The following is a 14,079-nucleotide window of genomic DNA, read 5'->3' as shown; positions in this document are numbered from 1 at the left end:
TCGAGCGTCACGCGCGACCCCGGAGCGGCACCTCCTTGATCACGCTGGCCGCAACCAGGCTGAGAGCGGCGGCCACGGCGACGATGACGAAGATCGTCCGGATGCTCGCGGCAACCCCTTCATTCAGCACCGTCCCCGTCAGCCCGTCCGTGTTCGCGGTGTATATCGTCCCGAACACCGCCACGCCGATGGAACCGCCGAGCGTCCGCAGCAGCGTCACGACCCCCGATGCCGCACCGATGTCACGCGGCTCGACACTGTTCTGAGCGATGGTCGTGGTCATCTGCTGCGTGAGGCCGGATCCGATTCCGATGAACACCATGAAGGCACTGGTCACGAGGGCCGTCGTGTCAGCGGTCATCGTCGCGAGGAGAAGACCTCCGACGACCATCGACGCCGCCCCGATGACCGGAAAGATCTTGTACTTGCCGGTAGCCGTCATGACTCGACCGGCGACTTGAGAGACGATCACGACGGGAATCATCATGGGCAGGAGCAGCAAGCCAGAAGCGCTGGCCGAGGCTCCCTGGACGGATTGCTGGAAGAGCGGGAGGTAGAGGACGGCCGCGAACATCACGACACCCGAGACCAGTCCGAGGATCGTCGCCATCGTGAAGTTGCGCGATCCGAACACACGGAGCGGAATGAGGGGCTCGGGAGAACGGCCTTCCCACCAGGTGAACGTGATGCCACTGATCACCGCGACGGAGGCGAGAAGCAACGTCTGCCACGAGACCCAGTCGAACGTCGATCCACCCCAGGTCGTGAGCAGGACGATCGCAGACACCGCAGTCCCGATCAACACCGCGCCGACCCAGTCGATGCGAACACGGCGAGTGACCTTGGGCAGCCGGAGGAAGATCGCCGTCCACGCGATGGTGAGGATGCCCAGCGGGAGGTTGATGAAGAACGCCCACCGCCAGCCGAGACCATCGGTGATGAATCCTCCCACCAGCGGTCCTCCGATCGTTCCCACGGCCACGACGATGGCCGTCATGCCTTGGTATCGCCCGCGCTCCCGCGGGGGCACGAGGTCGCCGATCACCGCGAAAGCGCTGACGGCGAGCCCTCCGGCGCCGATGCCCTGGAACGCACGCGCGGCAATCAGGAGCTCCATCGTCGGCGACGCCGCAGCCAGCACACTGCCGACGATGAAGAGCAGCACGGCGACGTGGAACACCCGCTTGCGGCCGAAGAGATCGCCCAGTTTTCCCCAGATCGGCGTCGTGATCGCCGTCGTCAAGGCGTAGACCGTCACCACCCACGACAGCAGATCGTGGCGTCCGAGGTCTCCCACGATCGTGGGCATCGCCGTGCCGACGATGAAGTTGTCGAGCATGGAGAGCAGCAGCCCGAACATCACCCCCAGGATGGCGACGCCGACGTGCCGCGTCTCCTGCGCGGCGGCGCGTGCGGAAGTAGTCATGAGCGGTCCTCTCGTCCGTGGCCCGTCCTGCACCGACCGGCACAGTGACGAACATGTTCGTCGAAACGGTAACACGAACTTGTTCGTAACGAACATGTTCGTTATTGTGGAGACATGACCGAGACGACCCGCAGCCGACGTGAACGTCCAGCGAAGCCCGCGCTCTCCCGCGAGTGGATCATTTCCCAGACGATCGAGATCGTCCGCACCGAGGGCCTGGAGAAAGCCACGATGCGTCGTGTCGCCCAGGCGCTGGACACGGGGCCGGCCTCGCTCTACGTGTACGTCGCGAACACCGCCGAACTACGCGCCGCCGTCCTCGACGAGCTCCTGGGCTCACTCCTGGCCGACGCGGACGGACCCTGGATGACGCGGCTCCAGACCGTGCTCCACGACTACGGCGAAGTCCTGCTCGCCTACCCGGGCTTGGCGCGCTCCGCATTGACGCTCCGGCCGACGGGACCGAACACCATTGCGCTGTTCGATCGGGTCCTCGGGCTCCTCCTCGAAGGCGGCATCCCCGCCGACCGGGCGTCGTGGGGTGCAGACATCCTCATCCAGCACATCACGGCGTCGGCCGCCGAACACGGGATGCCGAGCCCCGGTGACGTCGACTCCCCCGTCGACCGCGAGGCGGAGTTCGGCGCCCTCGCGCACGCCGTGCGCTCCGCCGACCCCGACGCGACGCCGCACGTCGCCGCGCACGCCGACGCGATCCTCGGGGGGACGCCCGGCGCGCGACAGGCCTGGGCCGTCTCCGCCCTCGTCGCCGGCATCGCCGCGACGCCGATCCCGCCGGCCGCCGACTGATTCCTGAACCACACCCGATTCGACCGCCAGCAACAGCGGTCTTTCCGCAGAGGGAGAAACATCATGACGAACCACTACCCCATCGCGATCCTCGGCGCGGGCCTCGGCGGCCTGACCGCCGCACGCGTGCTCCACGTCCACGGAATCGAAGCATCCGTTTTCGACCTCGAAGTCGATCGGCACGCCCGGGTCCAGGGCGGAATGCTCGACATCCACGAACACAACGGGCAGCTCGCGGTGCGCTCCGCCCAGCTCTGGGAGGAGTTCACGCGCATCATCCACCCGGGCGGGGAGGCGATGCGCATTCTCGACCACACCGGCGCCGTGCTCTATGAAGACTTCGACGAGGGTCAGCTGAGCCGTCCCGAGGTCGAACGCGGACAGCTTCGCGACCTGCTCATCGACTCGCTTCCGGAAGGCACTGTGCGGTGGGGGCACAAGGCGATCGACATCCGCCCCGTCGACGATCGACCCGGTCGGCACGCGATCGAGTTCGCCAACGGCGAGAAGATCACCACCGATCTGCTGATCGGAGCGGACGGCGCGTGGTCGAAGGTACGGCCACTTCTGACCGATGCATGGCCGGCCTACACCGGTATCTCGTTCGTCGAGGCAGACCTCTTCAACGCCGATGCGGCTCACCCGGTCGAGGCGGACGTGATGGGACAGGGGATGCTGTTCGCTTTCCAGGGCAACACCGGGGTCCTGGGCCACAAGGAGAGCGACGGCTCGCTCCACGTCTACCTGGGCTTCCGTGTTCCCGAGACGTGGGTCGACACGATCGATTGGGACGACGACGCGGCGGCGAAGCACGACGTGCTGGCACTGCTGGACGGATGGGGCCAGGGCCTGCGCGGGCTCGTCGCGAACGCCGACACCGCGCTCACCCCCCGTCGGATCAACGCGCTTCCGGTCGGCATTCGCTGGGACCGCGTGCCCGGCGTCACGCTGCTCGGCGACGCTGCTCACGTCATGAGCCCGTTCGCCGGCGAGGGCGCGAATCTCGCGATGTACGACGGCGCGCAACTCGCGCTCGCACTCGCCGGCAACGTCGGCGACACCGAAGTCGCTCTGAGCTCCTATGAAGCCGAGCTCTTCCCGCGGTCGGAAGAGTCCGCGCGGGACTCGGCCGAGAGCCTGGAGATGATGTTCCGCCCCGACTCCCCCGCCGGCCTTGTCGAGATGTTCGAGCAGATCCAGGAACAGATCGCGTCGGGGTCTGCGGAGCAGCGATGACGTCGCGCATCGTCGCTCCGTACCCCGGAGTCTCCTACGCACTGTCGGAACAGGGCAGTGGCCCGACGGTTCTGGTGCTGCACGGCGGCGCCGGACCCGACAGCGTCGACGCTCTCGCTCGGCATCTGTCCACGCGGCACCGGGTCTTCGTCCCCACGCACCCCGGATGGGGAGACAGCGCGCGGCCGGCATGGTTCACCGGAATCGGCCGGCTTGCGGAGATGTATCTGGAGTTGCTCGACGACGACGGGGCGGACGACGTCGTGCTCGTCGGCAGCTCGATCGGCGGCTGGCTCGCGAGCGAGATGGCCCTCCGTGACCGTGGCCGACGCATCTCGGCGCTCGTTCTCGTGGACGGGGTCGGCATCGCGCCCGTCAGCGCACCCGCTCGCCCTGCCGACGCTTCCCAGACCGGACGCGGACCCGCGGCATCCGTCTTCGACGCGCTACACGCCTACGGGGGTGACAGCCTGCACGACGAGAGCCTCCTTGCGCGACTGCCTCGGATCTCCATCCCGACTCGGGTGGTGTGGGGCGCAGACGATCGCGTCGCCGATCTCGCGTTCGGGGAACGCTACGCTGCGGCGATCCCGGGGGCGGACTTCGTCGTCATCCCGGACGCCGGGCACGTCCCCTTCCGGGAACAGCCGGGCGCCACGTTCGCCGCGATCGACAGCTTTCTGGCATCCGTTCTCCACACCGACCGACCCGATTGAACTGAGGACCCTCATGACCCTGAAGATCGCCATCATCCTCGGCAGCACCCGCCCCGGCCGGAACGGTGAGGCCGTCGCGCAGTGGGTGCTCGAGTCAGCACGCGAACGAGGCGACGCCGAGTACGAGCTCGTCGACCTCGCCGATCACCACCTCCCGGACATGGACGAACCGATCCCGCCGGCGGCCGGGCGCTACACCCAGCCGCACACCGTCGCGTGGGCGGAGGTCGTCGGACGCTACGACGGGTTCGTGATCGTCACGCCGGAGTACAACCGTTCGTTCCCCGGCTCGGTGAAGAACGCCCTCGACCGGGTGTGGGCGGAGTGGAACGATAAAGCCGTGGGATTCGTCTCGTACGGCTTCGACGGCGGCGTCCGCGCGGTCGAGGCGCTCCGCGTCGTCGCGGGCTCGCTCCGGCTCGCCGCGGTCGGCCCCCAGGTCGCCTTGAGTTCCGTGGCGGACTGGGACGGATTCCGCGGCCCGTTCACCCCGCGGCCCCAGAGCGCGAAGGCGCTGACCACGACTCTGGATGCCGTGGTGTCGTGGTCCGGCGCCCTACGCGGGCTGCGGAAGTCGGACCGGCCCGATGGATAACGCCGTCATTGCTGCACTCGGCGCACTCGGAGCGTGGCTCCTCGTCGCCGGGCCACTCCACCAGGCCAGCAAGGAACTGACCGAGCAGGGCCGGTCGGGGCGCGGCTCCCTTCCGCCGGACGTTCCGCCGCCGTCCCCCATCTCGGGATGGTGGTGGCTGCTTCCTCCCGTCGCGTACATCCTCCACCGGGCACAGAGGGAGCGTCTGCGGCGGGCGATGGTCGTGGAACTCCCAGAGGAAGACGTCCGGAAGATGCTCGCCTTCTCCAGTACCGCCGTGGGCTGGCTCCTCGTCGCGGGCGGCGCATCCCTCATCGCTGTCAAAGAAACGTGGGAGTTCGTCGAGATCGCGCACTGGCCCGAGTTCACGACATGGATCTTCGTGGGCACGGCCGTGGTTCTCTCGGCGGGAAACGCTGTCCTCTCTGTCCTTCGCGACGAGAAGGTTCTCAGCGTGGCCCGGGCGAAAGGCGGCGGCGCGCCCGAAAGATGATCGCGCTCACGGGGACGAATTAGGGGCGATCTTCCGAGGCGCAGCCAGGCAGGGGCTGCCTCCGGAGAGGTCTCTTGTTCGAGGAAGACAGCTCACCTGTCTGAGATGTAGAGCCAGTACGCCACTACTCGAATAAACCGGTGCTCTTGGCGCCACCCCTGTTCGAACTGCAGAAACTGGCTGATCTGAGTCCAAATTTTGTCGCCTTTGCTTCGCCAGTCGAGCAGGTGAGCCGACCGATTCGTCGGCGTCTCGAACCGGCCCTGGTCAAACAGATCGTCACCGAATACGAAGCGGGCGCAACGACACCGAGTCTCTGTGAGACCTACGGACTCTCTAAGACCGGCATCATGCGCTTGCTCCGAGACGAGGGAATCGCGCTATGACGCCAGCCACTCACCCACGACCAGGTCAAGGTCGCACAAAGACTGTACGAGTACGGCCATCCGATCGCCGCCATCGCAACCCGCCTCGACACCAGCTACAACAACGTCCGGCAACGACTCATCAAAGACGGAGTCCAGCTACGCGCACGCGGCGGTCGCTACCGGTGAACTGCACACCACGACGTCCAGCGTTCGCCCGGGATGGATGCGAAACCTGCATCGTCAGTTCTTCGGGCGCATCTGCTGCAGGATGTCCGGGTCGTTCAGCTCCTGCAACCAGATGTCCCGCACCCGATTCGCGTTGCGACGGTTCGGCAGAAGGGCGATGACCGCGTCGGCTTCGGAGTCGTACAGCACCGACTGACGCAGGGCGCGAGAGCCGTGCACGTCGACCGCGCGACGAAGAACACGCTCGACATCCTCGGTAGCGGGGAGATCATCCTCGTCCGGGCCGAGGGCCGCGGCCAGGTGGTTCCACTCGTTGAAGGTGACTTCGTAGCCGTCCCCTTCCCACCTCTTTGAGACCCGGACGATCTCCGTCGGCGTGGACGCCACCGGGCTCACCGACCACGATCGCCCGAGCGCCTTCGCCTCCTGAACCAGTTCGAGGGTGAGCCCGGGAGTCCCCACCGCGTTCACGCGACCGTGCGAGAAGTCCAGCAGTCGCTCCGGCTCCTCGAGCTGCGTGACGAAAGCCATCTGCACCTCCTCCAAGGAGGGGAGGTGTCGGAGCGCTTCGACACCCGAGACGCGCTTGCACATCCGCAAGCTCACGTTCTGCAGGTCCGTAAATCCCACCAGATCGTTCAGATCGACGTGGCGAGCCCGCTCGATCTGGAGTCGTCGCAGCCCTTTGGAGTTCTCCAGTGCTTTCGCGTCAAACCGGGCGATATCGAGGACGGCGTATGTCAGGGCGGGCCCCGTGCGAATGCCGTCAGGCAAACTCTCCCCCATGTAGTGCAGATCCTTCAGGTGCGGCAGCCCAAATCCGCTGAGGAAGGCGTCCTGACCGGTGACGAGCTTTCTGAGCTCGGTCAAGTGGGAGATATTGATTACACCTTCAACACCGACGAACGGTGTCATGAGGCACCTCAGCGACGAGGCCTCCTCAATTCGTTCGAGGTGGCCCGTCTGTTCAGCCGTCGGAGAGCACATGAGCGCGGTGATGTAGCGGATATCAGAAGAGAGCCACTCGAGATCGAAGTAGGAGCCCCACGCGACCCCTACGCCCATTCGCGCCGCGAGCCGCACCTCGTTGAGTGAGGGAGAACCTTCGGGGGTCCACCCGTCTGGGAGGCGCATCACGATTCCACCAAAATCCTGACTGGGAATCTCAAACGGATCCCAGAGGAGTTCGATGACGCTCTCCGGAAGTCCACGCAGCCTCAAGACCAGGGACTCAAGCGAGATCATTTCACCGTCGGTAGGCGTGCTCATCGCAGCATCATCTCGAGCATCCCGAAGCCACCTCCCGGCAATATGCCTCCTCGCATGAGGGCCCCCAGCAAATGAAATACTGGGCATCCGCCAACTGTCGACCCGGGTTGGCCCAGTGGGCCGCAAGGGGTTAGCCTTGTGGCCCGAACCCCCGAAACAGTTTCGCTGACAGTGGCGCTTTCCGAGCTAATTCTTCCACCTGGGAGGTATCTGGACACGGATAGGTGTGCGGAAGTCCGGCCCTGTCGCCCGGGCACTCGTGGTTAGGCGCAGGTAGACACGAAACCGATTGGCCTCGGCTGACTCAGTCTCGCCCTTCGAGACCACCTGCCCGTTTGGCGGCCTTCGAGCGCATGAACCGGATCAACTCACCGTTTGCAAGGATCATAATGAGCGGTACCGAAAGGATCCAGATCCAATAGTAATTGCCGGCCAAGTAGTAGAACGTGAGTAGGACCGAAGACACGCCTAGGCAGAAGTACCAGAACAGAGCGCGTCTCCTGGAGAAACCCGCGAAGAATTTCTTGTAGTCGTCACTCAAAATGCACGCCACCCTCCTTTGAGAGATCGTACCGCGCGGTACGCAGCGCTGGCGCCGGACTTGACGGCGCCGGTAAGCGACCCAAGGACTGACCTCACCGCATCTATAGCAGCGCTCAGAGCCTTTCGTTGGATCTCCCGCAACGGCACGCCAGTTGCTCCGCGAATCGGCGCCGCCACGACATAGCTAATCGCTTCCCTTGCTGTAGTCCGGTGGCCCATGGCGCGGTCCAGGACGAAGTGGGGTACCACATTCGTCAAGAGCCCGAATGCAGCTCCGGCGGCGAACACGCATCCTACGGCGACAGTCCCAGCACAGACAGCGACTGTCGCCGCCACGGTCAGCACGCCTGCCGCAATACCCACAGCGGTGTGCGCCAGCATTAGCCTGTTGTCCCAGACCCACTTGGCAGCGACGCCCATAGCGCTTCCAATGCCTGCGGTCACGTCGTCCCACCAAGCACGGCCGCTGAGGTCGTTCCGGCCGATGGGGTCGGTGGGCCAGACATAGTCGTTGTCGACGCCGCCCTCGACGGGGTCCACCTGCAGGAATCGTCCGAGCGCGGGTACGTACAGTCGCGCGCCCATTTCGATCAGAAGACTCGTTCCTGCTGTTTCGGCGAGCTTCTGAGCGGAGTCGTGCCACCCGGTCGTCTCGTTGACCGAGCCTGAGTCGTCGGCGTCGGCCGTACCGATGGCCAGGGTCCCAGGTGCGAGGGGCTGACGCGACTTAGAAACCGCAGCCCTTCGCCCGTAGCGAGACAGGTGACGTGTTCCGGGTTCACCAGCAGGCAGATCAAGTCGCACTCACGCCCCACGCGGCTCGGACGGCTCCACGTCAGCGCGAGCCCAGCTTGTAGCAAGCCATCCCGGAGTGCGCCACACGGCCGGACCAAAAGGCCATTCACAGGTGGACTCGGCGAGCTGCGGGGCCCTGCCCAAACCCGTGCAACGGTATGGGAATTGTTCGAGTAAGACAGCTAACCCGTCCCAGAAGTAGAGCCGGTACACCGCTACTCGAATAAATCGGTCCTGCTGCCGCCGCCCCTGGTGGAACTGCAGAAATTGGCTGATCTGACGCCGAATTTCGCCACCTCTGCACTGGTCGAGCAGGTGAGTCGATCGCTTCGTCGGCGTCTCGAACCGACCCTGGTCAAGCAAATCGCCGCCGAGTACGAATCGGGTGCGACGACACCGAGTCTCTGCGACACCTACGGACTCTCTAAGACAGGCATCCTCCGACTACTCCGAGACGAGGGGGTGGCACTGCGCCGCCAGCCACTCACGGACAATCAGGTCGAGGTCGCACGAACGCTGTACGAGCACGGCCACCCGATCGCCGCCATCGCAACCCGTCTCGACACCAGCTACAACAACGTCCGGCAGCGGCTGATCAAGGTAGGGGTTCAGCTACGCCCACGTGGCGGCAGTTACAAAGATGGAAGCCACCTCGTCGGGAGAGGTGAACCTTGACCTGCGGCCCGAGGAGGCAAATGTACAAGTGGGTTGGTGCGAGCCCACCGCGGCGCCGCGACCGGGCCAAAACCGATCGGCTCGCACAACCCTGAGTACACAGGATTCTTAATTCAGGGAAACGTGTAATATCGCCGCATGCCTTCCGCGACTCTCACGGCCTCGGTGACGCACACCGCTGCGCTCGCCCGCCTCGGCCACGCTCTCTCCGACCCGACGCGAGCTGGCGTGCTGCTCGCACTGCGAGAGGCCCCGGCGTACCCCTCAGATCTGGCCGACGCCCTCGGGGTCTCACGACAGGTTATGTCGAACCAGTTGGCGTGCCTTCGAGGGTGCGGGCTCGTGGAGGCCGTACCGGACGGTCGACGCACCTGGTACCGCCTCGCTGACTCGCACCTCACTCCCGCCCTCGATGAGCTGCTGCGCGTCGTGCTCTATGTCGAACCGGGCTGCTGCGCCGGAGAAAGCTGCACCTGCGCATGACCACCACCAGCCCTCGCCCCACAGACGACCGCCGGCACGCTCTCCAACAGCGCATCAAGTGGATCGTCACCGCAACGATCGCCTACAACCTCGTTGAGGCCGTCGTCGCAATCACCGCCGGCACCGTCGCCTCCTCGGCTGCACTGATCGGTTTCGGGCTGGACTCCACGATCGAGGTTCTTTCCGCGGCGGCTGTCGCCTGGCAGTTCACCCGCCGCGATCCCGAACGGTGGGAGAAAGGCACGTTGCGTGTCATCGCCGTGGCCTTCTTCGCCCTCGCCACCTACGTCACCGCAACGTCGGTGCTGGCCCTGATGGGTCAGGTCGACGTGCAGCACTCCACGGTCGGCATCGTGCTCACCGCGCTGAGCGTCGTCATCATGCCGTTCCTGTCTCTGGCCGAACGCCGAGCAGGCCGCGAGCTGGGATCGGCAACCGCCGTTGCCGACTCCAAGCAGACCCTCATCTGCACGTACCTGTCCGCCGCGGTGCTCGTCGGCCTCGTCGTCAACAGCCTGTTCGACTGGTGGTGGGCCGACGCGATCGCTGGCCTGATCATCGCCGCCTTCGCGATCCGCGAGGGTGTCGAGGCGTGGAGAGGCGACGCCTGCGCCACCTCGGTCGGAATGCTTTTGGAGGATGAGCACGAGCACGTCCACCACGAGCATTGAGCCGTGAGGGCTAACGCCAAGCCGCTGATTGCAGCGGCTACCGTTCTGGTCGTTGTCGTTCTCGCTGGCCTGGTCTACTTCCTCATCAATCGCGCACAGGCACCCGATCCCGCATCGGCCAGCGTCGTCCGATCGGACTCGCACGTACTCGACGACGGCGGCGCCGATGCCGTGACCGTCGTGGAGTTCCTGGACTTCGAGTGCGAGGCGTGCGGCGCGTACTATCCGGTTGTCGAGGAGCTGCGCGAGAAGTACGCCGGTCGCATCACCTATGCGGTGCGGTATTTCCCGCTCCCGGGGCACTTCAACGCCACCCATGCTGCGGTCGCCGCCGAAGCCGCCGCCCGGCAAGGCCGCTTCGAGGACATGTATCACCGACTGTTCGAGACACAAGAAGCGTGGGGCGAAGCCCAGGAATCTCGCGCCGCCGTGTTCCGGGACTACGCCGAGCAGCTCGGGCTCAACATGTCCGCGTACGACGCAGCGGTCAGCGACCCGATGACCGAAGAGAGAGTGCGCTCCGACTTTGAGAAGGGCGCACGTTGGGGGTCGGCAGCACCCCGACCTTTTTCGTCGATGGCGAACCGCTCGTGATTGAGCGGTGGAACGACCTGGATACAGCGATCGGGTCGGCTCTGCGCGGCTAGACGACGACCGACCGAACCTCCCGCTCCCACGCCTGTGTCGCCATTTGCACGGCGTCCCACGGCGAGCCCAGCGGCGGGGTGTACGAGAGGTCGAGGTCGCTCATTCCGGCGACGGTCATGCGGTGGTGCAGGGCGGTGGCGTAGGTGTCGACGCGCTTGGAGATTTCGGCTCCGCGGGTGCCGACGAGCTGCGCGCCGAGGAGGCGGCCGTCGCGGGTGTCTCCGGTGATGCGGATGCTGATAGGGGTGGCTCCGGGGTAGTAGCGCTTGTGGTCGTCCGCAACGGCGCTGTAGCTGTGCGGGGCGTAGTCCGCGGCGGCGGCTTCGTGGTCACGGAGGCCGGTGCGGGCGGCTACGACGTCGAAGACTTTCACCACCTGGGTACCAAGGCTCCCGGCGAATCGGGCGTCGCCGCCGATCGCGTTCTCTCCGGCGACCCGGCCTTGCTTGTGTGAGGTGGTGCCGAGGGGCAGGTAGGTGACGCCGAGGAGGCGGTGGTGGGTGACGACGCCGTCTCCGGCTGCCCACACGTTCGGCAGGCCGGTGCGCATGTGCTCGTCGACGACGACCGCGCCACCGGCCCCCGTGGTTGCGCCGGCCGCGGTGAGGAGGCTGGTGTTGGGGCGCACACCCACGACCACGAGCACGACGTCGGCGCTGCGGGAGAAAGCGTCACCGTCGCGGGTGCCGGTCACGGTGAGCTGGCCCGCGTCGCGGGTGACGGCTTCGATGCGGGTTCCGGTGAGCACGTCCACGCCGTGGCGGGTGAGTTCGTCGCGGACGAGGGAGCCGAGTTCAGGGTCGAGGGTGGAGAGCACCTCGGGCCCCCGTTGGAGCTGCGTGACGTGAAGGCCGCGGACGGTGAGAGCTTCGGCCATCTCCAGGCCGACGTAGCCTGCGCCGACGATGATCGCGGTTTCAGGCTGGTGCTCGTCGAGGTAGCGCTCCAGCGCGAAGGTGTCGCCCATCGAGTGCAGCAGGTGCACGCCGTCGTCCGGGCCGACCTGGTCGAGCCCGGCGATGCCAGCAGTGGACGGGGATGCTCCGGTGCCGACCATCAGGGCGTCGTAGGCAATCGTGGATTCAGTACCGGCGGCGTCGCGGACGGTGAGTCTGTGGCCGCCGACGTCGATGCTGGTGGCGAGGGTGTCCAGGCGCAGGTTCATGCCGGTTGCTTCGAGGTCGGCGTGTGTGCGGTGGGCGAGGGATTGCCAGGGCTGCACGTCGCGGGAGAAGTAGTACGGGATGCCGCAGATGGAGAAGTTCGGGTAGGCGTCGGCCACGACGACGGTGACGTCGACGGAGGGGTCGAGCTCGCGGGCACGCAGGGCGGTGGAGATTCCGGCGTCGCTTCCGCCGATCGCTACGAGGTGCATGGTGTGCCTTTCAGGACGTGGTTTCGGGTTGCGTGGGCACCACGACGTCGCCTGCGGTGTGGGCGGCGGTCGGGTAGAAGACGAGCAGCAGCGCGAGCCCGAGAGCGGCGCCGACGAGCTGGGCGAGGATGAACGGTGCCACGGCAGCGGGCGCGATGCCGGCGAACGTGTCGGTGAACATGCGGGCGATGGTCACGGCGGGGTTGGCGAACGATGTGGAGCTGGTGAACCAGTACGCGGCTCCGATGTAGGCCCCGACCGCGGCCGCGGTCACCGAGCCTTTCCCGGTGCGGGCGAGGGCGAAGATCAGCAGCACGAGCCCGGCGGTGGCGACCACTTCCCCGACCAGGTGCCCGCCGGTCGCGCGGTCGTTGCTGGAGAGCGCGGGCGCGGTGTCGAACATCACCCCGGCGAGGAGGGTTCCGGCGGTGCCGCCGAGAACCTGTGCGGCCAGGTACGGGGTGAGGTCGCGCAGCGGCAGACCAGTTCTCTCGCGGCGCCCGAGCAGCCAGTCCGCAAGCGACACCACGGGGTTGAAGTGCGCTCCCGACACCGGCCCGAGCATCAGGATCAGAACCGTCAGGCCGAGGGCTGTGGTCAGGCTGTTCTCGAGCAGCTGCAACCCCACATCGTCCGGGGAGAGCCGCTGCGCGGCGATCCCCGATCCGACGACGACAGCGACGAGCAGCCCAGTTCCGACGAACTCGGCAGCGGCACGGCGCAGCACGTTCGGCCGAGTCGCAGACGGGTGAGAGCGGGTGGTGGTTTTCATGTCGGCTCATCTTGACCCGAGCAAGGTGAATCAGTCAAGATTGAATCAATGAACACTGAACGAATCGACACGGTGGAGGCGCGGGCCGCTCGGCACGCGGCGTTGGGCGACCCGTCACGCCTGCGGATTGTTGACCTCCTGACGCTCGGTGATCTGTCGCCATCGGAGATTCAGACCGCTCTGGGCATGCCGGGAAACCTGGTGGCGCATCACCTGAACGTGCTGGATGCGGCGGGCATGGTGGCCCGGTCCCGGTCGGAAGCGGACAAACGACGCAGCTACGTCCATCTGACTGACACCGCGTTGCAGGGCCTCACTCCCGGTCGCGTGGAGCGGGCGAGCCGGGTGGTGTTCGTGTGCACGGCGAACTCGGCCAGATCGCAGTTAGCAGCGGCGCTGTGGTCGACTCGCAGCAGCATCCCTGCCGCGTCTGGCGGCACACACCCCGCAGACCGGATCGATCCCGCCGCGATCGCCGCGGCGGACCGTCACGCGCTCGACCTTCCCGATAAAGCGCCGCGAGCGCTGAAGACGGTGCTGACCGGTTCGGACTTCGTGGTCACCGTGTGCGACAACGCGCACGAAGAACTCGGCGTGACCGGGCATCTGCACTGGTCGATCCCGGACCCGGTCCGCGTCGGCACCGACGACGCCTTCGACACCGCCTACGACGAGCTGGAACGCCGCATCAAAGAACTCGCTCCCCGGCTCGCTGCCATCTGACCCTCCCAGAAAGAGAACCCGTGACTGACACCACCCCGACCGTCCTGTTCATCTGCCAGCACAACGCCGGCCGCTCCCAGCTTGGCGCCGCGCTCTTGGAGCACCTGGCCGGCGACCGGTTCACCGCGACATCGGCGGGACTGTCGCCCGCGGGCGAAGTGAACCCCGCCGTAGCTGCGACGGTTGCTGAACTCGGTATGGACATCACCGACCGGGTGCCCCGTGCAGTCACCAGCGAAGACCTCGATACGGCGGACGTCGTGGTCTTGATGAAACCCGGCCTCGATCTGCCGTC

General features: G+C 66.3%; 17 protein-coding genes. 12 read left to right on the top strand and 5 right to left on the bottom strand.

Going from position 1 to position 14,079, the window contains the following annotated elements:
* Positions 1–7 precede the first annotated feature (7 nt).
* Positions 8–1,426, bottom strand: coding sequence for an MDR family MFS transporter (locus tag AVW09_RS03275; protein WP_156495948.1), 1,419 nt, complete (start codon positions 1,424–1,426; stop codon positions 8–10).
* 114 nt (positions 1,427–1,540) lie between these two features.
* Between AVW09_RS03275 and AVW09_RS03270 the strand changes: the two genes are divergently transcribed.
* The 6 genes from AVW09_RS03270 (at position 1,541) to AVW09_RS18420 (ending at position 5,830) form a co-directional block, all read left to right on the top strand.
* Positions 1,541–2,236, top strand: coding sequence for a TetR/AcrR family transcriptional regulator (locus AVW09_RS03270; protein WP_063256651.1), 696 nt, complete (start codon positions 1,541–1,543; stop codon positions 2,234–2,236).
* 63 nt (positions 2,237–2,299) lie between these two features.
* On the top strand, positions 2,300–3,472 hold the full coding sequence (locus AVW09_RS03265; protein WP_063256650.1) for an FAD-dependent oxidoreductase: 1,173 nt from the start codon (positions 2,300–2,302) through the stop codon (positions 3,470–3,472).
* Positions 3,469–4,188, top strand: a complete 720-nt coding sequence (locus AVW09_RS03260) for an alpha/beta fold hydrolase (RefSeq protein WP_063256649.1) — start codon at positions 3,469–3,471, stop codon at positions 4,186–4,188. Before AVW09_RS03265 ends, AVW09_RS03260 begins: the two co-directional genes overlap by 4 nt.
* A gap of 13 nt (positions 4,189–4,201) precedes the next feature.
* Positions 4,202–4,783, top strand: coding sequence for an NADPH-dependent FMN reductase (locus AVW09_RS03255; protein WP_063256648.1), 582 nt, complete (start codon positions 4,202–4,204; stop codon positions 4,781–4,783).
* Positions 4,776–5,276 carry a hypothetical protein gene (locus AVW09_RS03250; protein ID WP_063256647.1) on the top strand — a complete coding sequence of 167 codons (501 nt, stop codon included), beginning with the start codon at positions 4,776–4,778 and terminating at the stop codon, positions 5,274–5,276. Before AVW09_RS03255 ends, AVW09_RS03250 begins: the two co-directional genes overlap by 8 nt.
* A 428-nt stretch (positions 5,277–5,704) precedes the next feature.
* Positions 5,705–5,830 carry a helix-turn-helix domain-containing protein gene (locus tag AVW09_RS18420; RefSeq protein ID WP_442922731.1) on the top strand — a complete coding sequence of 42 codons (126 nt, stop codon included), beginning with the start codon at positions 5,705–5,707 and terminating at the stop codon, positions 5,828–5,830.
* Positions 5,831–5,884: 54 nt separating this feature from the next.
* Here AVW09_RS18420 and AVW09_RS03245 read toward each other — a convergent pair whose 3' ends face one another.
* Together AVW09_RS03245 and AVW09_RS17535 are read right to left on the bottom strand one after the other, a co-directional pair.
* Positions 5,885–7,099 (bottom strand): hypothetical protein, encoded by a 1,215-nt coding sequence (locus AVW09_RS03245; protein ID WP_063256646.1) that lies wholly within the window; start codon positions 7,097–7,099, stop codon positions 5,885–5,887.
* 537 nt (positions 7,100–7,636) lie between these two features.
* On the bottom strand, positions 7,637–8,182 hold the full coding sequence (locus AVW09_RS17535; RefSeq protein ID WP_156495947.1) for a hypothetical protein: 546 nt from the start codon (positions 8,180–8,182) through the stop codon (positions 7,637–7,639).
* A gap of 507 nt (positions 8,183–8,689) precedes the next feature.
* Between AVW09_RS17535 and AVW09_RS17530 the strand changes: the two genes are divergently transcribed.
* From AVW09_RS17530 to AVW09_RS03225, 4 genes are all read left to right on the top strand, one after another.
* Positions 8,690–9,112: a helix-turn-helix domain-containing protein gene (locus AVW09_RS17530; protein WP_156495946.1), complete on the top strand. Its 423-nt coding sequence runs from the start codon at positions 8,690–8,692 to the stop codon at positions 9,110–9,112.
* Between the two features lie 138 nt (positions 9,113–9,250).
* Positions 9,251–9,595, top strand: coding sequence for an ArsR/SmtB family transcription factor (locus tag AVW09_RS03235; RefSeq protein WP_063256644.1), 345 nt, complete (start codon positions 9,251–9,253; stop codon positions 9,593–9,595).
* The gene (locus AVW09_RS03230) at positions 9,592–10,266 is read left to right on the top strand and encodes a cation diffusion facilitator family transporter (protein WP_063256643.1); all 675 of its coding nucleotides are present in this window, start codon (positions 9,592–9,594) and stop codon (positions 10,264–10,266) included. Before AVW09_RS03235 ends, AVW09_RS03230 begins: the two co-directional genes overlap by 4 nt.
* A gap of 3 nt (positions 10,267–10,269) precedes the next feature.
* The gene (locus tag AVW09_RS03225; protein ID WP_331709246.1) at positions 10,270–10,860 is read left to right on the top strand and encodes a DsbA family protein; all 591 of its coding nucleotides are present in this window, start codon (positions 10,270–10,272) and stop codon (positions 10,858–10,860) included.
* A 49-nt stretch (positions 10,861–10,909) separates the two neighbouring features.
* On the opposite strand, the gene AVW09_RS03220 is transcribed toward AVW09_RS03225, so the two are convergent.
* Together AVW09_RS03220 and AVW09_RS03215 are read right to left on the bottom strand one after the other, a co-directional pair.
* On the bottom strand, positions 10,910–12,289 hold the full coding sequence (locus tag AVW09_RS03220) for an FAD-dependent oxidoreductase (RefSeq protein ID WP_063256642.1): 1,380 nt from the start codon (positions 12,287–12,289) through the stop codon (positions 10,910–10,912).
* Between the two features lie 10 nt (positions 12,290–12,299).
* On the bottom strand, positions 12,300–13,061 hold the full coding sequence (locus tag AVW09_RS03215; RefSeq protein WP_063256641.1) for an aquaporin: 762 nt from the start codon (positions 13,059–13,061) through the stop codon (positions 12,300–12,302).
* A 48-nt stretch (positions 13,062–13,109) separates the two neighbouring features.
* On the opposite strand from AVW09_RS03215, the gene AVW09_RS03210 reads away from it, so the two are divergent.
* Complete coding sequence (locus AVW09_RS03210) at positions 13,110–13,784, top strand: arsenate reductase/protein-tyrosine-phosphatase family protein (RefSeq protein ID WP_063256640.1); 675 nt, start codon at positions 13,110–13,112, stop codon at positions 13,782–13,784.
* Between the two features lie 20 nt (positions 13,785–13,804).
* Positions 13,805–14,079: arsenate-mycothiol transferase ArsC (locus AVW09_RS03205; protein WP_063256639.1), on the top strand; the 275-nt coding region annotated here is incomplete at its 3' end.

The organism is Microbacterium sp. T32 (assembly GCF_001619615.1).
Taxonomy (GTDB): domain Bacteria; phylum Actinomycetota; class Actinomycetes; order Actinomycetales; family Microbacteriaceae; genus Microbacterium.
The sequence above is the reverse complement of the archived record's forward strand: the minus strand, read 5'-3'. Positions and strand labels throughout refer to the sequence as shown.